Below are 23366 nucleotides of genomic sequence, written 5' to 3' on the forward strand. Positions count from 1 at the left end.
CATGCCTATCGACGAACTGTTCGCCCTGTATCCACTGGCCTTTGTTTTCACCGCCCTGCTGCTGGGTCTGGTGGTCGGCAGTTTCCTTAACGTGCTGATCTGGCGCCTGCCGAAAATGCTCGAACGCGATTGGCGCCAGCAGGCCCACGACGTGCTCGGTTTGCCCGGCGAAACGCCGCTGCCCACCTACAACCTGATGCTGCCGCACTCCGAGTGCCCACATTGCGCCCATCGCATTCGCCCGTGGGAGAACGTTCCCCTGCTCAGTTATCTGTGGCTGCGCGGGCGTTGTTCCGCGTGTGCTGCGCCCATCAGCAAACGATATCCACTGACCGAACTGGCTTGCGGGCTGCTCTCTGCCTTCATCGCCTGGCATATCGGCTTCGGTTGGTCGGCATGCCTGCTGATTGTCCTGACGTGGGGTTTGCTGGCGATGAGTCTGATCGACACCGAACATCAACTGCTGCCCGATGTGCTGGTGCTGCCGCTGCTGTGGCTGGGGTTGATCGTCAACAGCTTCGGCCTGTTCGTGTCGTTGCACGATGCGCTGTGGGGCGCGGTGGCCGGTTACCTGACGCTGTGGTCGGTGTTCTGGCTGTTCAAACTGCTGACCGGCAAGGACGGCATCGGTCACGGTGATTTCAAGTTGCTGGCGCTGCTCGGCGCGTGGGGCGGCTGGCAGATTCTGCCGCTGACCATCCTGCTGTCATCGCTGGTGGGCGCCATTATCGGGGTGGTTTTACTGCGCTTGCGCAATGAGAAAACCTCCACGCCGATACCCTTTGGCCCGTGGCTGGCAATTGCTGGCTGGATTGCCTTGCTCTGGGGTGGTCAAATAACCGACTTCTATTGGCAGTTTGTCGGTTTGAAATGAATACCCCTGTGGAAAAACCCTGGATTCTCGGCCTCACCGGCGGCATCGGCAGCGGCAAAAGCGCGGCAGCTCAGCACTTCATTGATTTGGGTGTCCACGTGGTGGATGCCGATCACGCGGCGCGCTGGGTGGTTGAACCGGGGCGTGCGGCGCTGACAAAGATTGCCGAACACTTCGGCCCCGACGTGCTGCAGGCCGATGGCACGCTGGACCGCGCCGCCCTGCGCAAACTGATCTTCGAATTGCCGGAGCAACGTCGCTGGCTCGAAGCGCTGCTGCATCCGTTGATCGCCGAAGAAATCGCCCATCACCTGGCGCTGGCAAAATCGCCTTACGCGATTCTGGTTTCGCCACTGCTGATCGAATCCGGGCAATACGCGATGACCCAGCGCATCCTGGTGATCGACGCCCCGCAACAATTGCAAATCGAACGCACCTTGCAGCGTGACCAGACCAGCGAGCAGCAGGTTCAGGCGATCCTCAAGGCTCAGTCGAGCCGCGAAGACCGTGTGAGCCGCGCCGACGACGTGGTGGTCAACGATCGCGATCTCGCCTGGCTGCACAGCGAAGTCGAGCGTCTGCATCACTTTTACCTGACTTTATCCGGAGGCCAAGCATGAGCCAGATCCCCACCGTTGAATGCCCGACCTGTGGCGCCCCCGTAGAATTCACCGCCGAAAACAAGTTTCGGCCGTTCTGCTCCGATCGCTGCAAACTGATCGACCTCGGCGCCTGGGCGTCGGAAGAACACAAAATTCCGGTCGCACCGGATGCCGAGGACGAACTGTTTTCCGGTGACTTCGATCCGCGCCACTGATCCTCTCAGGGCCGCATAAAGCCGTAGTCCTGATCGTCGTCGAGGTTTTCCGCCAGAAAGCGCAACTCGTCGGCCAGGTCTTCGGCGTTGCGCACGGCCTTGCTCTGCTGCACCACCGCACTGAGCAAGGCGCGCAAACTCAACCCCGGGTCAAAGCCCTCCTCCTGCGCCATGTCCAGACTCTGCCGGGTTTCCTGCCTTGCCCACTCGTAAACGCTCATGCCGCTGCTCCTGAAGAGATTTGCGCGAGCATGAAATTTCCCGCGCGTGGCGGGTTTGATGTGGATCAAGACTTGGGGTCGTCGTCCTTCCACGGCGCCGAAAGGTAGCGCGTGCGGTTGAAGGTCTCCAGCCATTCCGGGCTGAATACCACCAGCGCACTGACGATCATGCCGTTGATGAACGCCTCGGGGAAAATGATCAGCCACACGTAACCGATGAAGTCTTCCAGCCACTCCGGCATGGCGAAGAGGCCGTCGTACCACAGCAGCGTCAGGCTGAGGATCAGGCACAACAGGGCCGACAACGCGGCGGCAAAAAATCCGGAACAGAAGATGTACACGAACGGATTGCGCGGCTGCGCACGCTCGACGAGGATCGCCACGCACTCGGTGACCAGCACCGGCAGCAAAATGAACAAGGCACCATTGACCCCCATCGCCGCGAGATCCTGACGCCCGAGCAGCACCAGGCCGATTTGCGCCACCAGCCCGCCGACGATCGCCAGCGGCCAGTCCAGCAGCAGGGTCACCGCCGTCATGCCGAGGAAGTGATACGACACACCGGTATCGAAATCCCTGCGCATCAACCACAACAGAAACAGCGCGAACACGGTTCCGAATAACAGATGCTGACGACGGCTGTCGCTGAACAACTCGACCCACGGTGCACGCAGGATCGCCCAGAGCAACACCGGCAAGTAAATCAGCCAGCCCAGCAGCAGACTTTCAGTCGCCAGCACCTCGACGCCGATCATGGGCGCGCCTTCTCCAGTGCCTCGCGCAGCTCGCTCGCGTTGGCGTATTCACGTTGCGAGAGCAATTGACCGTCCTTGAGTTGCAACCACAACACCTGCCCTTCCGCGCCGGGATAGCGCGATGCAACCCGACCTTCTCGATCGAGCATGACTCGATAGCGGTAGTCGCGCATGGCCGGTACGGCAAACATTTTGGCAATCAGCGCCGGCATGCGCTGGATGTCGGCAACGAATACTGCGTGGCGCGCCTCCAGATAGCCCTTGGGCCGATCCTTCAACGCTTCTTTGATCAGTTTGGCGCCCTCCATATCGCGCGCCACCAGCAGCGTGGTGGTGCTGTTGTCGAGGGTGAAGGGTTGCTCGTGCTGATCGAGTAACGTCCAGGGAGCCAGACGCTCGCCGGTTTCGAGTGCATGGGCACACAGCGGAAAAACAGCAAACAGCAGCAGCCAGCGAAATTTCACGATGAGTCCTCACGGTTTGGCGCAAATAATCGATTGCCATGAGTCTACACCGCCCTTCTCGACTGCCCACTGATGCACTTTGCCGCGTAACGCTTTCAGCTTGTCGCATTTGAACGCTAAGCTTGGGCTTATGGATGACTCAGATTATTTACGCCTGCTGACCATCGCGGCCGAGCAGGCCAACGCCTTTCTGTCCAATGCCCGCAAATGGGAGCGTGAGCGTTGGGTCTGCCAACGCCTGCTGCAAGGCTTGAACATTCCCTACCGCGCCGACGAATTCGCGCCGGCCGGCGAACCGCCGGACGTGCTGTTTCGCGATGCCAATTTCGAGGTGTTCTTCGTGCTCGACGAGGGGCGCCGACTCAACGACGAATGGCGCGATGAACTGCAGCGCCGCCGCAGCGCCTTTTCCCTCAGCCAACTGGTGCGCCGCGAAGCCAAACCGAAACGGATCCCGGCCAATGAATTCTTGCTGCGACTGGCGCCGACCCTGCGCAAAAAAGCCCACAACTACAAGGAACGCGGCATGGATCTGGGCGAACTGGATATCATCGCCTTCGCCAGTCTTAAACGTGAGGTGCTGGATCTGAACAGCCATTTCCCCCCGCCCACCGAATATCTGCGCCAAGGCTGGCGTTCGTTATCTCTTGTCGGCCCGACCTTCGCCCGTGTGCTGTTCGCCCACCCGGACGCACCGGACTTCCTGCGCAGCAACCTCGGTCGCAGCATTGTTTTCGATGTCGGGATCAGCCTGTGACGCCGCTGCAGCAATTGATCGCCGATGTGCCGCAAACCGGCCGCGTGCGCTGGATCGGCGTGCGTCCGGAATCCCGTGGGCCGATGATCGAACTTGATGCGGTGGAAGCGCGGCTGGAAGCAGGGCTGACCGGCGATCACGCCCGTCCCGGTGTGCGTAACGCGCGGCAGGTGACGCTGATCCAGTGGGAACATCTGGCAGTGATCAGCGCATTGATGGGCCGCCCCGACGATCAACCCGTCAGGCCTGAAGACCTGCGGCGCAACCTTGTTATCAGCGGTATCAATTTGTTTAGCCTGAAAGGTCGGCGCTTTCGCATCGGTCAGGCAATATTCGAAACCACGGGCTGGTGTCAGCCCTGCGCACGCCTGCAGAACAACCTTGGCCCGGGCACCTTTCAAGCGGTGCGCGGACATGGCGGAATTACCGCGCGGGTGTTACAAAGCGGGATCATTCGCCTCGAAGACCGGGTCAGCGTCGAGCCGGTTCCGGACAGCGGCTATGCTGCGTTCAACCCCGGATAAAAACCGCTGTAGCTTCTGTCCATTCAGCAACGTCTACCTGACGAGGCAAATATGACCAGCCGCCTGAACCCCGAAGACCAGAAACATGTCGAAGAGTACCTGCAACTGTCCCAACACCGAGTCGAGCGCCGGCCTTTCCGGCCGTGGATGCTCCTGGTGCTGGTGCTGGCAGTGACCATTGGTCTGGGCCTGTTGAGCCGATTTATCAGTTACCTGACGCTATGAGCTGCCTCGCGCTCGCTTGGGTAACGACACCGATTTCCTTTAAAAACCTTGCGAGTTATCCCTATGTCCCATCGTATTGTTATTGTCGGCGGCGGCGCCGGCGGTCTGGAGTTGGCTACCCGCCTGGGTAAGACTCTGGGCAAACGCGGCACGGCCAGTGTGATGCTGGTCGACGCCAACCTGACGCACATCTGGAAACCGCTGCTGCACGAAGTGGCCGCCGGATCGCTGAACTCTTCCGAAGACGAACTTAACTATGTTGCCCAGGCGAAATGGAACCACTTCGAGTTTCAGCTAGGGCGCATGAGCGGGCTAGATCGCGCACAGAAGAAAATCCAGCTGGCAGCAACCTACGACGAAAACGGCGTAGAACTGGTGCCTGCGCGGGAAGTGCAGTACGACTCGCTGGTGATCAGCGTCGGCAGCACCACCAATGATTTCGGCACTCAGGGCGCGGCGCAGCACTGCCTGTTCCTCGACACGCGCAAACAGGCCGAGCGCTTTCACCAGCAACTGTTGAATCACTACCTGCGTGCACACGCCGGGCAAACCGATGTGGTCGAGCAGATCAGCGTGGCGATCGTCGGTGCTGGTGCGACCGGTGTCGAGCTTGCGGCAGAGCTGCATAACGCTGCGCATGAGTTGGCCGCTTATGGTCTGGACCGGATCAAACCGGAAAACATGCACATCACCCTGATCGAAGCCGGGCCACGGGTGTTGCCTGCCCTGCCCGAGCGTATCAGCGGGCCGGTGCACAAAACCCTGGAAAAGCTCGGGGTCAAGGTCATGACCAACGCGTCGGTCAGCGAAGTGACCGCCGACAGTCTGATCACGGCCGATGGCAATGAGATCAAGGCCAGCCTGAAAGTCTGGGCTGCCGGTATTCGCGCACCAGGTTTCCTCAAGGACATCGACGGTCTGGAAACCAATCGCATTAATCAGCTGCAAGTGCTGCCGACGCTGCAAACCACTCGCGACGAGAACATCTTTGCCTTCGGCGATTGCGCTGCGTGCCCGCAACCAGGCACTGACCGTAACGTGCCGCCACGTGCGCAAGCCGCGCACCAACAGGCGTCGTTGCTGGCCAAGTCGCTGAAGCTGCGCATCGAAGGCAAGACCCTGCCGGAGTACAAGTACACCGACTACGGCTCGCTGATCTCGCTGTCGCGTTTTTCGGCGGTGGGTAACTTGATGGGCAACCTGACCGGCAGCGTGATGCTTGAAGGCTGGCTGGCGCGAATGTTTTACGTGTCGCTGTACCGCATGCACCAGATGGCGCTGTACGGGCCGTTCCGCACGGCGATGTTGATGCTGGGTAGCAAGATTGGCCGTGGCACCGAGCCGCGTTTGAAACTGCATTGATGTAAACCTGTGGGAGCGAGCCTGCTCCGGGCGGCGATCCGACGAAAGCGTTCTGTCAGTCGTTATTGATGCGACTGATCTGACGCATTCGTCGGATCGCCGCCCGGAGCAGGCTCGCTCCCACATTGTTTTGTGTTGATCGAAAGATCTGTTTCGTACTGTATCCCCCCTCGTTTTCCCCACCTTCGCTTACAAACTCCCCCGCCTGGCGACACAGTCGCGATACACCGTCACCGCTTAATGGCCACACCCGAGCACACCTGCTCAGGCTTTCGTCCTTAACGTGTGGTTGCGTTGTGCAGCCAGGAGAATGTAAATGTCCCGTACTTCGACCCTCGGTAAAAAATCCATTGGCCTGATCGGCGCAGCCTTGGCTGGCGGGCTGATGTTGTCCGGATCGGTGTTTGCCGCCCAGCCACTGGCACAGGGCTACATGGTCGCCTCGGCGGAAACCTCGGTGAAAGCGCCGGAAGGCAAATGCGGTGAAGGCAAATGCGGCGATGCTTCGATGGCCAAGACTGACAGCGATGGTGACGGCAAGGTTTCCCGCGCCGAATTCCTCAAAGTCGCGCCGAAGTCCGACTTCGACAAGATCGACACCAACCATGACGGTTTCATCGACGAGCAAGAGGCCTACAACAACGTAAAGGCCAACTTTGAAGCCAACGGCAAGAAGATGCCAAAAGGTCTGTTCGAGCACCTGAAAGATCAAGACGGCGCCTGATCGGCAGAAAAAAGCCGCGCTTCTCCTGTGAGAAGCGCGGCTTTTTCATGTGTGGTTATTTACAGTTGGAAACGCCGCACCATGCCTTGCAAAGCATTGGCCAGTTGCGACAACTCATGGCTGGAGGCGCTGGTCTGGTCGGCACCGGCGGCAGAACGTACCGACAAATCCCGAATATTCACCAGATTGCGGTCCACTTCCCGCGCGACTTGCGCTTGTTCTTCCGCAGCGCTGGCAATCACCAGATTGCGCTCATGGATCTCATGCACCGACGCGGTAATGGTTTGCAGCGCCTCACCGGCGCGCTCAGCCAAGGCCAGCGTGGTCGTCGCCCGCGCGGTACTGGCCTGCATCGAATCCAGCGCCAGGCTCGAACCGCTGCGCATGCCCTGGACCATCTGCTCGATCTCCTGAGTCGATTGCTGCGTGCGATAAGCCAGCGCGCGTACTTCATCGGCCACTACGGCGAAACCTCGCCCGCTCTCACCGGCCCGCGCCGCTTCAATAGCCGCGTTGAGCGCCAACAGATTGGTCTGCTCGGCGATCGCCCGAATCACGTCGAGTACTTTGCCGATGTCCTGCGATTGGTTGGCCAGTGATTGCACCAACTCACCGGTCTGTTGCACATCGCTGGCCAGTGCGTTGATGGCCGTGGCGGTCTCACTGACACGCACCTGGCCCAGATGCGCCGACTCGCTGGACTGGCGGGTCGCGTCAGAGGTCGACACCGCATTGCGTGCGACCTCTTCCACCGCAGCCGTCATCTGATTGACCGCTGTCGCGGCTTGTTCGATTTCGTGGTTCTGCTGTTGCAGCCCTTGCGTACTGTCGAGTGTTACCGCATTGAGTTCATCGGCAGCGGTCGCCAGTTGCGTGGCGGAACCGCTGATGCCTTGCAGCGTCTCGCGCAGGTTTTGCTGCATGGTCGCCAAGGCTTTGAGCAAACGGCTGACTTCATCGTTGCCATGAGTTTCGATCGGCCGGGTCAGATCACCCTGCGCCACACTTTCTGCGGCGCTCACGGCACTGCTCAGCGGTCGAACGATACTGCGCGTGAGCATCATCGCCAGTGCCACCGTGGCCAGCGCGGCCAACGCAATGAACAAACTGACGATCGTGCGCGAGTTTTCGTAGTGCGCAGCGGACTTCTGGCTTTCAGCCGCGACCTGTTTGGCAAACAGGTCTGCCAGGTCGTTGAGTTGTTTGCCGGAGCCATCGACGACAGTTTTCATGTCGACCAACAGCAACTTGGTCAGCTCATCACGCTTGCCTTGCTCGGCAAGGGCGAAGGATTGAGCGATACCGCTGCGATACGCGGCGAAGGTTTTTTTGAACTGGTCGTATAACTGTTGGCCTTCCGGGGTGTTGACCAGTTTGTCGTAGGCGGCGATTTTCTCGCTCAGCTCCTTGTCGCGGGTGTCCATCTGGCTGCGGTAGGTGGCGATATTGTTCGCATCCTGGTCCAGCGCCATGCGCAACGAGATGGTGCGAATGCGCAGCATGATCTCGCGAATCTCGTCGCCGCCACGAATGCTTGGCAGCCACTGATTTTCTACCGCAACTTCACTGTCGCGAATACTCGACATCTGCCCCAGCGCAAACACGCCGAGCAAGGCGACCAACACCGCAATCAGGGCAAATCCCAAGGCAGCCCGGGGAGCAATATTCAACTGACGAAGCAACATGACGCACGCCCTTATTCTTGTATTGGCCAGATTCAAGGGGCGAAAGCCATGGCAGTCCCCTCGTGTTAGCGGGCTATCGGCAGGTTGTATGATGACTTGAAGGGAAATGAGTTTTTGTCGGACAAAAAAAATCCCCGTATCTTTCGATACGAGGATTTTTAATATGGTCGGGGTAAGGGGATTCGAACTCCTGACATCCTGCTCCCAAAGCAGGCGCGCTACCGGACTGCGCTATACCCCGGTAAAAAAAAGGCGACCTTTCAAAGATCGCCTTCTTCGATCAGCGCTTTTGGCCTCTGATCTTAAGATTCGATCCCAGCGCTAACTGGTTTCAAAAATGGTGGGTCGTGTGGGATTCGAACCTACGACCAATTGGTTAAAAGCCAACTGCTCTACCAACTGAGCTAACGACCCAAAAATGGTCGGGGTAAGGGGATTCGAACTCCTGACATCCTGCTCCCAAAGCAGGCGCGCTACCGGACTGCGCTATACCCCGGTTTGAAATTGGCTCCGTGACCAGGACTCGAACCTGGGACCCAATGATTAACAGTCATTTGCTCTACCGACTGAGCTATCACGGAACTACATATTTCAATTTACAACGGTGAAACTTGTTGCTTCCAGGCACTCGTTCGCATCGCTGCGTTCGTGTGTCTGAGGCGCGCTATTCTACAACCTAGAACACCTCTGTCAACCCCCTAAATTGCTTTCAAGTTAATGATTTGCAACTTATTTCAGATTTCAACTCAGTGAGCTGAGACCGTCTTGGCGACTGACTGCGGGGCGCACTTTACAAGCCTTTTCCTTTGAGTTCAACAGCCTAACGAAAAAAAAGGCCCCACAAGGTGGGGCCTGCCAATTTTCATTGGCGTTTGGACTTAGTTGAAAACGATTTCGTCGTTCTCAACCACGCCGGTTGCGGTGTCGCCTGGCATGAAGTGACCCGAAAGGATCAATTGCGCCAGCGGGTTTTCGATCCAGCGCTGAATCGCCCGTTTCAAAGGACGAGCGCCATACACCGGGTCGTAACCGACAGCGATCAGCTTGTCCATCGCTTCCGGGCTCAGTTCCAGCTTCAGCTCACGCTCAGCCAGACGCGTACGCAGGCGACCCAACTGGATCTCGGTGATGCCCGCAATCTGATCCCGCGCCAGTGGCTCGAAGATCACCACTTCGTCGACCCGGTTGATGAACTCCGGACGGAAGTGCGACGTCAGCGCATCCATCACCGCAGCACGCTGCGCTTCACGATCACCGACCAGCTCCTGGATCTGTACCGACCCCAGGTTCGAAGTCATGACGATCACGGTATTGCGGAAGTCCACCGTACGGCCATGGCTGTCAGTCAGGCGACCGTCCTCAAGCACTTGCAGCAAGATGTTGAACACATCCGGGTGAGCCTTCTCGACTTCGTCCAGCAGGATCACCGAATAAGGCTTGCGACGCACCGCTTCGGTCAGGTAACCGCCCTCTTCATAGCCGACGTATCCCGGTGGCGCACCGATCAGACGCGCCACGGAATGTTTCTCCATGAACTCGGACATGTCGATCCGCACCATCGCCTCTTCCGTATCAAAGAGGAATTCGGCCAGCGCCTTGCACAGTTCGGTTTTACCGACACCGGTCGGGCCGAGGAACATGAACGAGCCGCTTGGACGATTCGGATCGGACAACCCGGCACGCGAACGGCGTACAGCGTTAGCGACGGCAACCACCGCTTCTTCCTGGCCGATCACGCGTTTGTGCAACAGGCTTTCCATCTTCATCAGCTTGTCGCGCTCGCCTTCGAGCATTTTCGACACGGGGATGCCGGTCCACTTCGATACAACTTCAGCGATTTCTTCTTCAGTCACTTTGCTGCGCAGCAGTTGGTTTTCGCTCTTGCCGTGCTGATCGACCATTTGCAGGCTACGCTCCAGATCCGGGATCACCCCGTACTGCAACTCGGCCATGCGGTTAAGGTCGCCCTTACGGCGTGCGGCTTCCAGCTCCTGACGCGACTGTTCGATCTTCTGCTGAATCTGCGCAGAACCCTGCACCTCGGCTTTCTCCGAGTTCCAGATTTCTTCCAGGTCCGAGTACTCGCGCTCCAGACGGACGATTTCTTCCTGGAGTTTTTCCAGACGTTTCATCGCCGCTTCGTCGCTTTCTTTCTTCAGCGCCTGGGATTCCACCTTCAACTGAATCAGGCGACGCTCCAGACGATCGAGCACTTCCGGCTTGGAATCGATTTCCATGCGGATACGGCTCGCGGCCTCGTCGATCAGGTCGATGGCCTTGTCCGGCAACTGCCGGTCAGTGATGTAGCGATGGCTGAGCTTGGCCGCGGCGATGATCGCGCCGTCGGTGATCGCCACTTTATGGTGAACCTCGTAACGCTCTTTGAGGCCCCGCAGGATGGCGATGGTGTCTTCTTCGCTTGGCTCATCCACCAATACTTTCTGGAAGCGTCGCTCGAGCGCCGCGTCCTTCTCTATATATTGGCGGTACTCGTTGAGCGTGGTCGCACCGACGCAGTGCAACTCGCCGCGCGCCAGTGCTGGCTTGAGCATGTTGCCAGCGTCCATCGAACCTTCGCCCTTACCGGCGCCGACCATGGTGTGCAGTTCGTCGATGAACAGAATGATCTGCCCTTCCTGCTTCGACAGCTCGTTGAGCAGCGATTTCAGGCGCTCTTCGAACTCACCGCGATACTTGGCACCGGCAATCAACGCGCCCATATCCAGCGAGAGCAGACGCTTGCCTTTAAGGCCGTCCGGCACTTCGCCATTGATGATGCGCTGCGCCAGGCCTTCGGCGATTGCGGTTTTACCCACGCCGGGCTCGCCGATCAGCACCGGGTTGTTCTTGGTGCGGCGTTGCAGAACCTGAATGGTGCGACGGATTTCGTCATCACGACCGATCACCGGATCGAGCTTGCCGTCTTCGGCGCGCTTGGTCAGGTCGACGGTGTATTTATCCAGCGCCTGCCGCGACTCTTCGTGGTTGGCGTCGTTAACCGCTTCGCCGCCACGCAGGTTATTGATCGCGTTTTCCAAAGCTTTCTTGCTCACGCCCTGGCCGAGCAGCAACTTGCCGAGCTTGCTGTTCTCGTCCATCGCCGCGAGCAACACCAGTTCGCTGGAAATGAACTGATCGCCCTTCTGCTGGGCCAGCCGGTCAGCCTGGTTAAGCAGGCGCGCCAGATCCTGCGACATGTTGACGTCGCCAGTCGGGTTCTGGATTTTTGGTAATTGGTCGAGCTCTTTGGTCAGCTCTTTACGCAAGCTGTTGACGTCGAAGCCCACCTGCATCAGCAGAGGTTTGATCGAACCACCCTGCTGTTCAAGCATGGCTTGCATCAAGTGCGCCGGCTCGATGGCCGGATGATCGTGGCCGACAGCCAACGACTGGGCGTCGGACAAGGCCAACTGTAATTTGCTGGTTAAACGGTCTATACGCATGGGTCACCTTCCTTTTGAGCAGGCCGGACCTAAAAAACCATCCTGAATAAAGAAACCTGCCAGATACCACTGTAGATGCGGTCGATTCTGCAAGATTCAAGCGTCAGGCAGTTGATGCAGATCAGACAGTCTAGCGGGTGAGCCAAACCAAGGAGGCGAAGCGACCGGTGCGTGAAGCACGGCGATAGGAGAAGAAGCGTGGATCGGTCACGGTGCAGAAGCCACCGCCGTAAACCGCTGTGACACCACGAGCCGCCAGGCGCAGGCGCGCCAGCAAGTAGATGTCAGCCATGAACTTGCCGGCATTGTGGCTCGGCACGAAGGCATCTGCCGCTGCGGGCAATTGATCAATAAAGACTTCCCGCACTTCCGGGCCGACTTCAAAGGCCTTCGGGCCAATCGCCGGGCCGAGCCAGACCAAAACGTCTTCAGCCGGAACATTGAGGCTGTCGAGGGTCGCTTCCAGCACACCCGCCGCCAGACCACGCCAACCGGCGTGAGCCGCTGCGACGCGAGTACCGGCACGATCGCAGAATAATGCTGGCAGACAGTCTGCCGTCATCGCCGCGCAGGCAATGCCCGGCGTTGCCGTCCAGCTGGCATCGGCGGTCGCAACAATGCCCGGATCAGCATGCGCCACGGCAATCCCGTGCACTTGCTGCAACCAGGCAGGCTGTATAGAGAAGTGATCGGTCAGGCGCCGTCGGTTCTCGGCAACAGCCTCAGGACGATCATCGACATGATCGCCGAGATTGAGGCTGTCGAACGGCGCCTCGCTGACACCGCCCTCGCGGGTGGTGACGCAGGCTTTGACGCTGGCCGGCGCAGGCCAGTCCGGCGTCAGCCAGTTCATCCGACGAAGGCCTCGCGATCCTGCTTGAGCAGGGTCAGCAGCCAGACGAAATCTTCTGGCAGCGGCGATTCCCAGCTCATGCGCACACCGGTCGTCGGATGATCGAGTTCAAGGAAGCGCGCATGCAGGGCCTGACGCGGGAAATGCTTGAGGGACTCAACCATCGTCGGGTTTGCCGCCGGCGGAATGCGGAAACGGCCGCCATACGCCGGATCACCGACCAACGGGAAGTTGATATGCGACATGTGCACGCGAATCTGGTGAGTACGACCGGTTTCCAGCTTCACCCGTACGTGGGTGTGGGAGCGGAAGCGCTCCAGCACGCGGTAGTGGCTGACGGCAGGCTTGCCACCTTCCATCACCGCCATGCGCTGGCGCTGCTGGCCGTGACGACCGATCGGGGCGTTGATCTTGCCCCCGGCGGTCACGACACCAATCACGATGCACTCATAGATGCGGCTGACGCTGCGACTCTGCAGTTGAGTAACAAGCTTGGTCTGCGCCTGAATGGTCTTGGCCACCACCATCAGACCGGTGGTGTCCTTGTCCAGACGATGCACGATGCCGGCACGCGGGACATTGATGATGTCCGGCACGTGGTGCAGCAAGGCGTTGAGCAAGGTGCCATCGGCGTGACCGGCAGCCGGGTGTACCACCAGGCCCGCAGGCTTGTTGATCACCAGAATGTCGTCGTCTTCATAGACGATGTCGAGCTCGATGTCTTGGGCGATCCATTCACCCTGGGCTTCCTGCTCGGCAGTCAGCTCAAGGATGGCACCGCCGTGCACGATGTCGCGAGGGCGGATGACCGCCCCGTCCACAGTCAGGCGACCTTCTTTGATCCAGGCGGAAAGGCGCGAGCGTGAGTGCTCAGCGAAGAGTTGGGCAGCGACTTGATCGAGGCGTTGGCCGCCCAATTCGGACGGCACCTCTGCGCGAAGTTCAATTTTATCGGACATGCTCTGACTGTGCGTCGGCACAGCTTTTGGTTTCGGCTGCGCGCTTGTGGTTAAATACGGCGTCTTTTGCCCCGAGGCTTTTCAACGGGGCGCTCATCATAACAGGACGGCCCCGCCCAAGACAGCGGCCGTCATAGGGACGCAAGCCGCCATGCAAGTGAAACACCTGCTGCTGATCGCCATCCTCGCATTGACCGCTGCTTGCTCATCGAAGGAAGTCGTAGACGAAAACCTCAGCGAAGCCGAGCTGTATCAGCAGGCTCAGACTGACCTGGACAACAACAGCTACACCAGCGCCACAGCCAAGCTGAAGGCTCTGGAGTCGCGTTATCCGTTCGGTCGCTACGCCGATCAGGCACAGCTGGAGCTGATCTACGCCAACTACAAGAACGCCGAGCCGGAAGCTGCAAAGTCCGCCGCCGAGCGTTTCATTCGTTTGCATCCGCAGCACCCGAACGTGGATTACGCCTACTATCTGAAAGGTCTGACCTCTTTCGACCAGGACGTCGGCCTGCTGGCGCGCTTCCTGCCGCTGGACATGACCAAGCGTGACCCGGGCGCCGCCCGCGACTCGTACAACGAGTTCGCACAGCTGACCAGCCGTTATCCGAACAGCCGCTACGCGCCGGACGCCAAGCAGCGCATGATCTACCTGCGCAACCTGCTGGCCGCTTACGAAATCCACGTGGCCGACTACTACCTGACCCGTCAGGCGTATGTAGCCGCTGCCAACCGTGGCCGTTACGTAGTGGAAAACTTCCAGGAAACCCCATCGGTCGGCGACGGCCTGGCAGTGATGACTGAAGCCTACCAGCGCCTGCACCTGGACGAACTGGCGGCCACCAGCCTGGAAACCCTGAAGCTCAACTACCCGAACCACCCGAGCCTGCAAGACGGCCAGTTCGTGCCACGGGTTGCCGAAGCCGACAACCGTTCGTTCCTGAGCAAGGCGACGTTGGGTCTGATCGAGTCGCGTCCACCGCTGCCGCCGGGCGAAACCCGCGCCAACCAGGACGTGCAGAAGCAGTTCCAGGACGCGAAAGACGCGATCCCGAACGAGCTCAAGCCTAAAGACGAAAACGGCGACGTGATCGAAGAGCCGGAACCAGAGTCGAGCAACACCGACCGCTCGTGGTTCAGCTACATGACTTTCGGCGTGTTCGACTGATCACACCGGCGGTACAGAAAAGGGAGATCTGCGGATCTCCCTTTTTCATTTCTGCGCTTTAATCCGCTGTGCGCTCGTCAGCTCCTTGGCTAAACTGCCGGATCATCAGTCGAAAAGCCGCTCATCATGCTTCGTTTATTGTTCTGGATCGTCGTGATTTTTGCCGCGATATGGTTGTGGCGTAAATTCAAGGCGCCTGCCGCGTCCAACCCATCCAATCGCCCAAATCGCGAACAGGACGCGCCACCGATGGTGCGCTGCGCCCATTGCGGCGTACATTTGCCGCGCGACCGTGCGCTGAGCGTGCAACAACAGTGGTATTGCAGCCAGGCTCACCTCGAGCAAGGCCCGGGCTCCAGTGATCGCTGAGGCCACCCACGCCGACAGCAAACAGGCGCAGCGCCTGCTGCGCCTTTATCATCTCTACCGCTTAAGCATCGGCATCACCCTGGTGCTGCTGATCTCCAGCAACATGGACAACCGCCTGCTGACGTCGGCCAATGACGAACTGCTGCGCGGTGGCAGTTGGCTGTACCTGATCCTCAATATTCTGTTGGTGGTGTTCCTGGAGAACACACGACGGCCGGCGCAGCTATTCAGCCTGGCCCTCGTCGATATCCTGCTTTTATGCGCATTGTTCTTTGCTGCGGGCGGCGTCGGCAGTGCGCTGGGTAATTTGCTGATTGTCTCGGTGGCGATCAGCAACACCCTGCTACGGCGACGCATCGGCCTGTTGATCGCCGCTATCGGTGCGCTGGGCATCGTCGGCTCGAGTTTCCTGCTCGGCTTCAACCATCCCCTGAGCGCCAATGAATACTTGCAGGCCGGCACCCTCGGCGCTCTGTGCTTTGCCGCCTCGCTGTTGGTGCAAGGCTTGATCCGACGCCTGGAGGTCAGCGAAACCCTGGCCGAGCAACGCGCCAGCGAAGTGGTGGGGCTCGAAGCCCTCAACGCGCTGATCCTGCAACGCATGCGCACCGGCATTCTGGTGCTCGACGAGGCGCGTCGGGTGCAACTGGCCAACCACAGCGCGCAAACCCTGCTCGCGCAATCGCAACTTCAGGGACATCTGATCGATGACTATTCGATGGCGCTGGTTGATCGCCTGCAACTGTGGATGAACAACCCGACCCTGCGCCCACAGAGCCTGAAAATCCCCGGCAACGGCCTGGAGCTGCAACCGAGTTTCATCGCCCTCGAACAAAGCCCAAACCAGCAAACCCTGGTGTTTCTCGAAGACCTCGCGCAAATCGCCCAACAAGCTCAGCAACTGAAACTCGCTGCGTTGGGGCGACTGACCGCTGGCATCTCCCATGAGATCCGCAACCCGCTGGGCGCCATCAGTCACGCCGCACAGCTATTGGCTGAATCCGAGGAACTCGATAGCGCCGATCGGCGTCTGACGCAGATCATTCAAGACCACTCCCAGCGCATGAACCGAGTCATCGAAAACGTCCTGCAACTGTCTCGCCGCCAACAGAGCGCCCCGCAACGACTGGATCTCAAGCCGTGGCTGGAAAACTTCGTTGTTGAAAGCCGCGAACAGGCCAGCGAGCGCCAGCAGATTCACCTGCGAATCAATTCGGGGGATTTCACCACGCTGATGGACCCCAACCAGCTCACGCAAATTCTCGACAACCTGTTACGCAACGGCTGGCGCCACAGCGCCCTGCTGCACGATCAGGCGCAAGTCTGGCTGGCCCTGTTCATCGATCCCGAGAGCCAGTTGGCGGTCCTTGAAGTGCAGGACAACGGCCCCGGCGTGCCTGCCGATGAACAGGCGCATCTGTTCGAACCGTTCTTTACCACCAGCAGCCAGGGCACCGGCCTTGGGCTTTATCTGTCCCGTGAGCTGTGCGAAAGCAACCAAGCGCGCCTAGACTTTCAATCACGCCAAGGCGGCGGCTGCTTTCGCATCACCTTTGCTCACGGACGGAAACAAAGTTGAATACGAGCCCACGGCAAAAAATCCTCATCGTCGACGACGAACCGGACATCCGCGAACTCCTGGAAATCACTCTGGGACGGATGAAGCTCGACACCTACAGCGCACGCAATCTGGCTGAAGCCCAGGCGCTGCTGAACCGCGAGAACTTCGATCTGTGCCTGACCGACATGCGCCTGCCCGATGGTACGGGGCTGGAACTGGTGCAGCACATCCAGCAACGTTATCCACAACTGCCGGTGGCGATGATCACCGCCTATGGCAGCCTGGAAACGGCCATCAACGCTTTGAAAGCAGGTGCTTTCGACTTCCTGACCAAACCGGTCGACCTCACGCGCCTGCGCGAACTGGTCGGCACGGCCCTGCGCATGCCGGCGGCAGGAGGCAGCTCTACAACGATAGAACGGCGCTTGCTGGGCGATTCGCAGCCGATGCGCAGTCTGCGCAAGCAAATCGACAAACTCGCTCGCAGCCAAGCGCCGGTGTACATCAGTGGCGAGTCGGGCAGTGGCAAGGAACTGGTCGCGCGGCTGATCCATGAACAAGGGCCGCGCGCCAGCCAGCCGTTCGTGCCGGTGAACTGTGGGGCAATACCTTCGGAGCTGATGGAAAGCGAGTTTTTCGGCCATCGCAAAGGCAGTTTCACCGGCGCGGTCGAAGACAAGCCGGGGCTGTTTCAGGCGGCCCATGGCGGCACGTTGTTCCTCGATGAAGTGGCAGACTTGCCGCTGTCGATGCAAGTGAAGTTACTGCGCGCGATTCAGGAAAAAGCCGTGCGCAGTGTCGGCGGCCAGCAGGAAAGCGTGGTCGATGTGCGGATCCTCTGTGCCACGCACAAGGACCTCGATGCCGAGGTCGCGGCCGAACGCTTTCGTCAGGACCTTTATTACCGCCTGAACGTGATTGAATTGCGCGTGCCGTCCCTGCGTGAGCGCCGTGATGACATTGAAGTGCTGGCAGCCAATATGCTCAAGCGCCTCGCCAAGGACACCGGCCAACCAGCAGCACGCTTGCATCCGCAGGCGTTGGAAGCGCTGAAGAATTACCGGTTTCCGGGGAATGTGCGGGAGCTGGAAAACGTGCTCGAACGGGCGCACACCTTGTGTGAAAACCGCACGATCGAGGCAGAGGATTTGCGCTTGAGCGAGGGGAACTGCGCGGCGGATGGCGCGATTGCCGATCTGACGCAGATCGACAATCTTGAGGATTACCTGGAGAACGTCGAGCGGAAGCTGATTCTGCAAGCGCTGGAGGAGACGCGCTGGAATCGTACGGCGGCGGCGCAGCGCTTGAGTCTATCGTTCAGGTCGATGCGTTACAGGCTGAAAAAACTCGGTTTGGACTGAGGGCCCCTTCGCGAGCAAGCTCGCTCTCACATTGGATTTTGTGACCGACAAAGATCAACTGTGGGAGCGAGCCTGCTCGCGAAAGCGATCTGCCAGGCTACAGAGAAATATCAGACTAAATGCGGCCTTCAGGCGCATACGGCGCCGGATCAATAATCGGCGCCCTTCCCAGCATCACATCGGCAAACAACTGACACGACGCTGGCGCCAGCACCAGCCCATTGCGGTAATGTCCGCAGTTCAGCCACAACCCGGCAAACCCCGGCACACGGCCAATGTACGGAATGCCCTCCGGCGACCCCGGACGCAACCCTGCCCAGTGCCCTACCACTTCGGCCTCTGCCAGCGCCGGCAACAATTCCACCGCTGAAGCCTTGAGACTTTCCAGCGCAACGTCGGTTGGGGTCTTGTCGTAACCTTCGTGCTCCAGCGTGCTGCCGATCAGGATATGACCGTCACGACGCGGAATCGCATAACGCCCTTTGGCCAGCACCATGCTCGGCAGGAAATCTGCCGCACATTTATAGAGAATCATCTGGCCTTTGACTGGTTCGACCGGCAATGTCAGATCCAGCGTCTTGAGCAGATCACCGCTCCACGCCCCCGCGGTCAGTACGACCTGATCACCGTTGATCACACCCTTCGACGTCTCGACGCCAACAACCTGCCCGCCCTCACGGACAAACCCGCTGACTTCGCACTGTTCGTGAATCGTCACGTTAGGCAGTGCCTGCAACGCCGCTTTCAGTGATTTCACCAGACGCGGATTGCGCACGTTGGCGACATCCGCCATGTAGATCGCTCGGGAGAAACCGCCACCGAGCACCGGCACCGCATCATGCGCCGCCGAGATATCCACAGCCCGCAGCGGCCGGCTTTCCCGCTCGGCCCAAGCCAGCGCTTCGGCTTCATCGTCCAGATCCAGCCAGTACAGGCCGGTGGTATGTACTTCAGGATCCACCCCGGTGTCAGCGAACAAACGCTCGCCGAGCTGTGGATAAAAATCCTGCGACCAGTGCGCCAGTGCCGTGACCGCCGGGCTATAACGCCACGGATATAACGGCGAAACGATACCGCCGCCCGCCCAGGACGATTCCTGGCCGAGGTTCGAGCGATCGAGCAGCACCACGCTGCGTACTTCGGAGGCGAGATTGTAGGCGGTCAGCAGGCCAATCACCCCGCCACCGACAATCACCACTTGCTGTTGCCTGGTCATGTTTGATCCAACCGTAAAAAAGACAGTGGGCGCAAAAGGCACCCGAAAGAAAGCGCCTCAGCGGCCCCAGCAATCCTTGGTGGTCAGCCCGGTAGTCGCGTTGTTCATGCTTCTGACACCGGTGTTGGTCAGGGTGAAATCCCCGCATTTGTCGGTGGCCATGGCCGTGCCCGTCTTGCGGGTGGCGGTCAACAGGAAGGTCTGGTCAGCGATGGTCGGGGTGATGGTGTAGAAATCAGTGCCCGTGCTGAGCCCGGTAACGCCGGTGTAGACATTGCTCTTGGTGTAGAAACGTTCAAGGGTCTGCGCCTGCTCCGAGAGCAGCGACACCACTTCGGCGCGACGGCCCTTTTTCACATATTCGGTATAGCTCGGTGCGGCGATGGTGATGACGATCCCGATGATCGCAATCACGATCATGATTTCGATCAGGGTGAAGCCTCGGTTGGATCTGCGCATGCCTCAAACTCTCGCTTACTGTATTTGTCGCCACATGATACGACGGCTGCCGCCACCGCCCTTTTCTACAATGATCGTGATGGTGCCACTGGTGTCGGTCGTACCCTTGCGCTTGCCATCGCTGGAGACGAAGTTCAGGGTCGGAATGCCACCGGTGAATATCACGCCGCTGGAGATCGAGTCATTGCTGTCGACCAAACCGTCAGAGCTGGTATCGAGCACGGCGTAATTGAGCATCTTACCGCTGAACGCATCCAGTTCGACCAGTTTGCCGGTACCAAAACTCGCACAGGGATCAGTGGTATCAACACTCGCCGTGGTAAAGACAACACGGCCCAGCACGATACTCGCCTGATTGATCACCCGCTCGCCGGTCAGCACGTTGTTGTACACCAGCGGAAGATACCAACCCTTCTCCGCCGGATACGTCGTGTCATTCTGCGTTGTGGTCAGAAACTGTCCAGAGCTGCCGGAGAATGATCCGGTGATCGCCTGCGGCTGCAAACTGCTGACGGTCAACTGTCCAGAACCACCATCGGCGTCCCACACGGAATAGAACGCCTGCAAATCCTTGTTGGTCTTATCGGCCGTTTCATTGAACTTGCCGGTACCGACGAAGACCTGTTTGCCGCCCAGCGCGTTATCCGCCAGTAACGGCTGCGCGGTGATCGGTTGAGTCGCCCCGCCCGCCGTGGTGAACAGTGGCTTGCCGGAAAACGCCACGCCCCAACTATCGGAGGACGTGGCACTCAGGTCGAACTTCCATAACCGCCCCTTCAAGTCGCCACCGTAAGCGGCCTGCACCACATTCGAAGAGTTGACCTTGAGTTTCACCGACGACAAACCGTTGGTGGTTTCCGTGCTGTCGATAACGATTTTCCTGATCAGCGAACCGTCCAGCGCATCCAGTACATACAGGGCCGCCACGCCCGAATTACTGCCGTAGCCATTGGCAATGAATGTCGCCCAGCGACCATTGGCCAAGCGTGCCACTTCCGGACGGGCGTAGGCATAACCCAGATCATTGAATGCGTTCGCAGCACTGGCGGTGGCCGGCGCACTGACCTCCCACAAGGCCTTGATCACATTGCCCGCAGACGCATCAAACAGTTGCAGCCCGTAGAAGGTTTTACCCCCGGCACCGGTGCCGCCAATGGCCAGGGTTTTCCACGCGGTGCCGGACTGCGCGTCGAACACCCCAACCTGACCGTCTACCAAAAACTTGTGGCTCACACCGTTGACGTAGCTGGTATCGGCGATCAGGCGCAATGACGGCAGCACACTGGACGGCATGTAGGCGTAACGGCGAGTACCGTTCGCCGAATTGATCACGTTGACGAAACCATCGTTGGCGTTGACGACCAGGCTGGTGTTCATATTCGCAGCCTTGGTGGCCAGGTAAGTGCTGTAGCTGGTGTCACCGGAAAGATCGGAGGCGGTTTTGTCTGATGGCGAAGCCAGCACCAGCGGCGAATTGATGATGTCGCCGAGCAGCACGCTGCGCACTTTCAGCCCGGCCTTGTTCGTGCCCTTGCTCCACTCCACCAGATCAATGCCACTGATACCGGTGGGCAATCCCTGACTCAGCGTGGTCTGCTGGGCCGGGGAAAAGTTGCCGTAAGCCAGGGTTACCGCTGCGTTGCTCAGGGTATTCCATGACTGAAAGGTCGCGGCGGTGGCGGCTGGCACGATGGTGGTGTCGGTCGTCCACTGCGCCGCCGAGGTATTGACCGTCCCGGTCGAGGTGAACCCGAACGACTTGATCGTGCCGCGCCAGTCCTTGGGGTCATAAGTGGTTTGATAAAAGCTGCTGCTGGACGTCAGTGTGGTTCCGCTGGTGACTCCCGCGCCGCCGGAGCCGGCCTTGGACGTGATGTCGCTCAGCGCCGAGGATAAGGCGGCGTTGAGCCCGGTACTGTCGGTCGCCTGGTAATACCTGCCCTGTCCATAACTGGCGGCGTCCGACAGCATGTCATTATCGGCGGTGAAACCCACGGTGTAGGTGTTCATGTTCTGTTTGGGAAAATCCACCGCATTCCAGCTCTTACCCGCTGCGTCGGTGCCGGTCGAACGCATATCGATGTCAAAGGCAAACTTGGCGATGTCATCCAGATACAGCGTATCCCCTTCACCATCACCGTTAAGGTTGTTGCCGTCATTGTTGACGCCATCCCAGTTCGGCAAACGGCTGCCGCCCAGTGGGTCATTGGTGGGGAAAGTACGGTCGAAGGTCGGCAAGCCGTCGGTGATCACCACACCATAGTTTTTCTGGCAGCGGTACTGAATCGGGCTGGTGTAGGTGGTCGGTGTGCTGTTGTAGTACGGCGCCATGCCACGCATGTAACGAGTGATTTCGTAATAGGTTTCCGCCAACGGCGTGTTGGCCACGGCGCTCAAACCGTTGATGGAAGAGATCAGTGCGTTGTAATTGGTGTCGGCCTGGGCTTGAGTCACGCTGCCGGACACCGGCGACAAATCGCTGATCGCACGAGCAATGAAACCGCCATTGCCGGAATTGTTGCTGGTGGCCGGATTGAATGTCGACAGACCCATACGCAACGTGCGGTTGCTGCTGACCAATGCCGTGGAGACGTTGCGCGCGACGTTGATGCGGTAGTCGTTGGGAATCGCCCCGGTGGTGAAATCGCGTGTGCCGTTGTTGATGGCCAGGCCGAATACGTAGGAAATGTAATCCCCTGAGTAACGCGTATTGCCGCTGCCGACCGGATCCGGCAGCTTCAGGCACAACGGCGCCAGACTGTTGTTATAGAACGCATAGGCGCCGCCGGAGCAACCTGATGTCGGCAGGCTGGACAGAAAGATCGTATCGCCGGTAATCGCTGTCGAACTCAGGCACAGGCCAAGTAAGGCGTTGCATTGCCGGGCCGGGGTGAAATTGTCGGTGGGGTCAAAACCGGTCGCATAGATGATGCTGTTCATACTCCCCGAATCGTCGATCAGCAGCATGACGTTGGGTGGTACCGCTGCCGCACTCAACAGCGGCGAATCGGAAGGCGTGAACGCATACGCCGGCGCGGCCAGATAACAGCTCAGCAGCATGCCGATCCATACTGATATGCAGCGCTCAATACTTCGCATAAACACTCTCCACCACGCTACGCGAAGTGCCGGCGATGCCGACCGCTGTAACCCGATACAACGTCGCCGAGGTGTTGCTCGGTACGTTCACGGCCGTCAGAGTCGTACCGATGTTCTGTACTCCATAGAATCCATTGCCGGCCGCAATCCAGGTCACCCCGGAAGTCGAATTGAGTCCCGCCGCGCTGACCACCGACGACTCCGCCGGCGGCGCGCATTGCGTGGTACCGCTGCATACAGCCAGCGAATAACTGTCCAGTTGCACCGCACTTTCGCCAATGCGCAACGCCGCCTCGGCAGTCTGGAACGACTGATTGCGCAGGCTCACGCTGCCGGCCATTTTTTCCTGCAGGTTGGCGCTCTGCATCGACGACAGACCAATCAGGGTCAGTAACAACAGGAATACCAGACTGACCAGCAAGACCATGCCGTGCTGCGCCTGACGGGTGTGGAGAGTCATCCTCATCGCC

Annotated in this window: 23 protein-coding genes and 4 tRNA genes; 12 read left to right on the forward strand and 15 right to left on the reverse strand. The window is 59.3% G+C overall.

Going from position 1 to position 23366, the window contains the following annotated elements:
- Nucleotide 1 precedes the first annotated feature (1 nt).
- The 3 genes from ACM6JQ_RS28110 to yacG are packed head-to-tail and all read left to right on the forward strand — an operon-like array spanning nt 2 to nt 1691.
- Complete coding sequence (locus ACM6JQ_RS28110; protein WP_095114084.1) at nt 2-874, forward strand: prepilin peptidase; 873 nt, start codon at nt 2-4, stop codon at nt 872-874.
- Nucleotides 871-1494 carry a dephospho-CoA kinase gene (coaE, locus tag ACM6JQ_RS28115; protein ID WP_414895053.1) on the forward strand — a complete coding sequence of 208 codons (624 nt, stop codon included), beginning with the start codon at nt 871-873 and terminating at the stop codon, nt 1492-1494. Before ACM6JQ_RS28110 ends, coaE begins: the two co-directional genes overlap by 4 nt.
- Nucleotides 1491-1691, forward strand: a complete 201-nt coding sequence (yacG, locus tag ACM6JQ_RS28120; RefSeq protein WP_007909902.1) for a DNA gyrase inhibitor YacG — start codon at nt 1491-1493, stop codon at nt 1689-1691. The genes coaE and yacG overlap by 4 nt, the downstream gene beginning before the upstream one ends.
- 5 nt (nt 1692-1696) lie before the next feature.
- Here the strand turns inward: yacG and ACM6JQ_RS28125 are convergent, their stop codons facing one another.
- From ACM6JQ_RS28125 to ACM6JQ_RS28135, 3 genes are all read right to left on the reverse strand, one after another.
- On the reverse strand, nt 1697-1912 hold the full coding sequence (locus ACM6JQ_RS28125; RefSeq protein WP_414895054.1) for a hypothetical protein: 216 nt from the start codon (nt 1910-1912) through the stop codon (nt 1697-1699).
- A gap of 65 nt (nt 1913-1977) precedes the next feature.
- Nucleotides 1978-2667 (reverse strand): energy-coupling factor ABC transporter permease, encoded by a 690-nt coding sequence (locus ACM6JQ_RS28130; RefSeq protein ID WP_095114082.1) that lies wholly within the window; start codon nt 2665-2667, stop codon nt 1978-1980.
- A complete protein-coding gene (locus ACM6JQ_RS28135; protein ID WP_414895055.1) occupies nt 2664-3131 on the reverse strand; it encodes an FAD/FMN-containing dehydrogenase in 468 nt (155 codons plus the stop codon). The genes ACM6JQ_RS28130 and ACM6JQ_RS28135 overlap by 4 nt, the downstream gene beginning before the upstream one ends.
- A gap of 130 nt (nt 3132-3261) precedes the next feature.
- Here ACM6JQ_RS28135 and ACM6JQ_RS28140 point away from each other — a divergent pair, with 130 nt between their 5' ends.
- The 5 genes from ACM6JQ_RS28140 to ACM6JQ_RS28160 all read left to right on the forward strand — a co-directional run bounded on the left by ACM6JQ_RS28140 (nt 3262) and on the right by ACM6JQ_RS28160 (nt 6723).
- Nucleotides 3262-3888, forward strand: coding sequence for a DUF1780 domain-containing protein (locus ACM6JQ_RS28140; protein WP_007909887.1), 627 nt, complete (start codon nt 3262-3264; stop codon nt 3886-3888).
- Nucleotides 3885-4412, forward strand: coding sequence for an MOSC domain-containing protein (locus ACM6JQ_RS28145; protein WP_007909885.1), 528 nt, complete (start codon nt 3885-3887; stop codon nt 4410-4412). The genes ACM6JQ_RS28140 and ACM6JQ_RS28145 overlap by 4 nt, the downstream gene beginning before the upstream one ends.
- Nucleotides 4413-4463: 51 nt before the next feature.
- Entirely contained in the window at nt 4464-4637 is a 174-nt protein-coding gene (locus ACM6JQ_RS28150) for a DUF3094 domain-containing protein (protein ID WP_007909875.1), read from the forward strand.
- A 63-nt stretch (nt 4638-4700) separates the two neighbouring features.
- Complete coding sequence (locus ACM6JQ_RS28155; protein WP_007909874.1) at nt 4701-5999, forward strand: NAD(P)/FAD-dependent oxidoreductase; 1299 nt, start codon at nt 4701-4703, stop codon at nt 5997-5999.
- A gap of 316 nt (nt 6000-6315) precedes the next feature.
- On the forward strand, nt 6316-6723 hold the full coding sequence (locus ACM6JQ_RS28160) for a hypothetical protein (RefSeq protein ID WP_016986236.1): 408 nt from the start codon (nt 6316-6318) through the stop codon (nt 6721-6723).
- A gap of 59 nt (nt 6724-6782) precedes the next feature.
- On the opposite strand, the gene ACM6JQ_RS28165 is transcribed toward ACM6JQ_RS28160, so the two are convergent.
- The 8 genes from ACM6JQ_RS28165 to rluD all read right to left on the reverse strand — a co-directional run bounded on the left by ACM6JQ_RS28165 (nt 6783) and on the right by rluD (nt 13663).
- Nucleotides 6783-8408 (reverse strand): methyl-accepting chemotaxis protein, encoded by a 1626-nt coding sequence (locus ACM6JQ_RS28165; RefSeq protein WP_007909872.1) that lies wholly within the window; start codon nt 8406-8408, stop codon nt 6783-6785.
- Nucleotides 8409-8572: 164 nt separating this feature from the next.
- Nucleotides 8573-8649 (reverse strand) — tRNA-Pro (locus tag ACM6JQ_RS28170).
- A 97-nt stretch (nt 8650-8746) separates the two neighbouring features.
- Nucleotides 8747-8822, reverse strand: a tRNA-Lys gene (locus tag ACM6JQ_RS28175).
- Nucleotides 8823-8827: 5 nt separating this feature from the next.
- Nucleotides 8828-8904: transfer RNA gene (locus ACM6JQ_RS28180), tRNA-Pro, on the reverse strand.
- Nucleotides 8905-8913: 9 nt separating this feature from the next.
- Nucleotides 8914-8989 (reverse strand) — tRNA-Asn (locus ACM6JQ_RS28185).
- A gap of 297 nt (nt 8990-9286) precedes the next feature.
- Nucleotides 9287-11851 (reverse strand): ATP-dependent chaperone ClpB, encoded by a 2565-nt coding sequence (clpB, locus tag ACM6JQ_RS28190; protein WP_007909871.1) that lies wholly within the window; start codon nt 11849-11851, stop codon nt 9287-9289.
- Between the two features lie 130 nt (nt 11852-11981).
- The gene (pgeF, locus tag ACM6JQ_RS28195) at nt 11982-12704 is read right to left on the reverse strand and encodes a peptidoglycan editing factor PgeF (protein WP_123375915.1); all 723 of its coding nucleotides are present in this window, start codon (nt 12702-12704) and stop codon (nt 11982-11984) included.
- Nucleotides 12701-13663, reverse strand: coding sequence for a 23S rRNA pseudouridine(1911/1915/1917) synthase RluD (rluD, locus tag ACM6JQ_RS28200; RefSeq protein WP_007909858.1), 963 nt, complete (start codon nt 13661-13663; stop codon nt 12701-12703). Before rluD ends, pgeF begins: the two co-directional genes overlap by 4 nt.
- Before the next feature lie 151 nt (nt 13664-13814).
- On the opposite strand from rluD, the gene ACM6JQ_RS28205 reads away from it, so the two are divergent.
- From ACM6JQ_RS28205 to ACM6JQ_RS28220, 4 genes are all read left to right on the forward strand, one after another.
- Nucleotides 13815-14831: an outer membrane protein assembly factor BamD gene (locus tag ACM6JQ_RS28205; RefSeq protein ID WP_007909854.1), complete on the forward strand. Its 1017-nt coding sequence runs from the start codon at nt 13815-13817 to the stop codon at nt 14829-14831.
- Between the two features lie 126 nt (nt 14832-14957).
- Nucleotides 14958-15200: a PP0621 family protein gene (locus ACM6JQ_RS28210; protein ID WP_007909852.1), complete on the forward strand. Its 243-nt coding sequence runs from the start codon at nt 14958-14960 to the stop codon at nt 15198-15200.
- Nucleotides 15190-16779 carry a sensor histidine kinase gene (locus ACM6JQ_RS28215; protein WP_007909850.1) on the forward strand — a complete coding sequence of 530 codons (1590 nt, stop codon included), beginning with the start codon at nt 15190-15192 and terminating at the stop codon, nt 16777-16779. The genes ACM6JQ_RS28210 and ACM6JQ_RS28215 overlap by 11 nt, the downstream gene beginning before the upstream one ends.
- Complete coding sequence (locus tag ACM6JQ_RS28220; protein WP_414895056.1) at nt 16776-18122, forward strand: sigma-54-dependent transcriptional regulator; 1347 nt, start codon at nt 16776-16778, stop codon at nt 18120-18122. The genes ACM6JQ_RS28215 and ACM6JQ_RS28220 overlap by 4 nt, the downstream gene beginning before the upstream one ends.
- A 115-nt stretch (nt 18123-18237) precedes the next feature.
- On the opposite strand, the gene thiO is transcribed toward ACM6JQ_RS28220, so the two are convergent.
- The 4 genes from thiO to ACM6JQ_RS28240 are packed head-to-tail and all read right to left on the reverse strand — an operon-like array spanning nt 18238 to nt 23362.
- Nucleotides 18238-19338 (reverse strand): glycine oxidase ThiO, encoded by a 1101-nt coding sequence (gene thiO / locus ACM6JQ_RS28225; RefSeq protein ID WP_414895057.1) that lies wholly within the window; start codon nt 19336-19338, stop codon nt 18238-18240.
- A gap of 57 nt (nt 19339-19395) precedes the next feature.
- Entirely contained in the window at nt 19396-19797 is a 402-nt protein-coding gene (locus ACM6JQ_RS28230; protein WP_007909846.1) for a type IV pilin protein, read from the reverse strand.
- A 15-nt stretch (nt 19798-19812) separates the two neighbouring features.
- Nucleotides 19813-22896 (reverse strand): pilus assembly protein, encoded by a 3084-nt coding sequence (locus tag ACM6JQ_RS28235; protein ID WP_414895058.1) that lies wholly within the window; start codon nt 22894-22896, stop codon nt 19813-19815.
- Nucleotides 22883-23362: a PilX N-terminal domain-containing pilus assembly protein gene (locus ACM6JQ_RS28240; RefSeq protein WP_007909844.1), complete on the reverse strand. Its 480-nt coding sequence runs from the start codon at nt 23360-23362 to the stop codon at nt 22883-22885. The genes ACM6JQ_RS28235 and ACM6JQ_RS28240 overlap by 14 nt, the downstream gene beginning before the upstream one ends.
- Nucleotides 23363-23366 lie beyond the last annotated feature (4 nt).

This window comes from Pseudomonas sp. IT-232MI5, from assembly GCF_949767845.1.
Taxonomy (GTDB): Bacteria; Pseudomonadota; Gammaproteobacteria; order Pseudomonadales; family Pseudomonadaceae; genus Aquipseudomonas.

Excerpts from the sequence above, each read along its gene's own strand:
- ACM6JQ_RS28110 (WP_095114084.1), top strand. The coding sequence starts at position 2 with ATGCCTATCGACGAACTGTTCGCCCTGTATCCACTGGCCTTTGTTTTC.
- coaE (WP_414895053.1), top strand. The coding sequence starts at position 871 with ATGAATACCCCTGTGGAAAAACCCTGGATTCTCGGCCTCACCGGCGGC.
- yacG (WP_007909902.1), top strand. The coding sequence starts at position 1,491 with ATGAGCCAGATCCCCACCGTTGAATGCCCGACCTGTGGCGCCCCCGTA.
- ACM6JQ_RS28125 (WP_414895054.1), bottom strand. The coding sequence starts at position 1,912 with ATGAGCGTTTACGAGTGGGCAAGGCAGGAAACCCGGCAGAGTCTGGAC.
- ACM6JQ_RS28130 (WP_095114082.1), bottom strand. The coding sequence starts at position 2,667 with ATGATCGGCGTCGAGGTGCTGGCGACTGAAAGTCTGCTGCTGGGCTGG.
- ACM6JQ_RS28140 (WP_007909887.1), top strand. The coding sequence starts at position 3,262 with ATGGATGACTCAGATTATTTACGCCTGCTGACCATCGCGGCCGAGCAG.
- ACM6JQ_RS28150 (WP_007909875.1), top strand. The coding sequence starts at position 4,464 with ATGACCAGCCGCCTGAACCCCGAAGACCAGAAACATGTCGAAGAGTAC.
- ACM6JQ_RS28155 (WP_007909874.1), top strand. The coding sequence starts at position 4,701 with ATGTCCCATCGTATTGTTATTGTCGGCGGCGGCGCCGGCGGTCTGGAG.
- ACM6JQ_RS28160 (WP_016986236.1), top strand. The coding sequence starts at position 6,316 with ATGTCCCGTACTTCGACCCTCGGTAAAAAATCCATTGGCCTGATCGGC.
- ACM6JQ_RS28165 (WP_007909872.1), bottom strand. The coding sequence starts at position 8,408 with ATGTTGCTTCGTCAGTTGAATATTGCTCCCCGGGCTGCCTTGGGATTT.
- clpB (WP_007909871.1), bottom strand. The coding sequence starts at position 11,851 with ATGCGTATAGACCGTTTAACCAGCAAATTACAGTTGGCCTTGTCCGAC.
- pgeF (WP_123375915.1), bottom strand. The coding sequence starts at position 12,704 with ATGAACTGGCTGACGCCGGACTGGCCTGCGCCGGCCAGCGTCAAAGCC.
- rluD (WP_007909858.1), bottom strand. The coding sequence starts at position 13,663 with ATGTCCGATAAAATTGAACTTCGCGCAGAGGTGCCGTCCGAATTGGGC.
- ACM6JQ_RS28205 (WP_007909854.1), top strand. The coding sequence starts at position 13,815 with ATGCAAGTGAAACACCTGCTGCTGATCGCCATCCTCGCATTGACCGCT.
- ACM6JQ_RS28210 (WP_007909852.1), top strand. The coding sequence starts at position 14,958 with ATGCTTCGTTTATTGTTCTGGATCGTCGTGATTTTTGCCGCGATATGG.
- thiO (WP_414895057.1), bottom strand. The coding sequence starts at position 19,338 with ATGACCAGGCAACAGCAAGTGGTGATTGTCGGTGGCGGGGTGATTGGC.
- ACM6JQ_RS28230 (WP_007909846.1), bottom strand. The coding sequence starts at position 19,797 with ATGCGCAGATCCAACCGAGGCTTCACCCTGATCGAAATCATGATCGTG.
- ACM6JQ_RS28235 (WP_414895058.1), bottom strand. The coding sequence starts at position 22,896 with ATGCGAAGTATTGAGCGCTGCATATCAGTATGGATCGGCATGCTGCTG.
- ACM6JQ_RS28240 (WP_007909844.1), bottom strand. The coding sequence starts at position 23,362 with ATGAGGATGACTCTCCACACCCGTCAGGCGCAGCACGGCATGGTCTTG.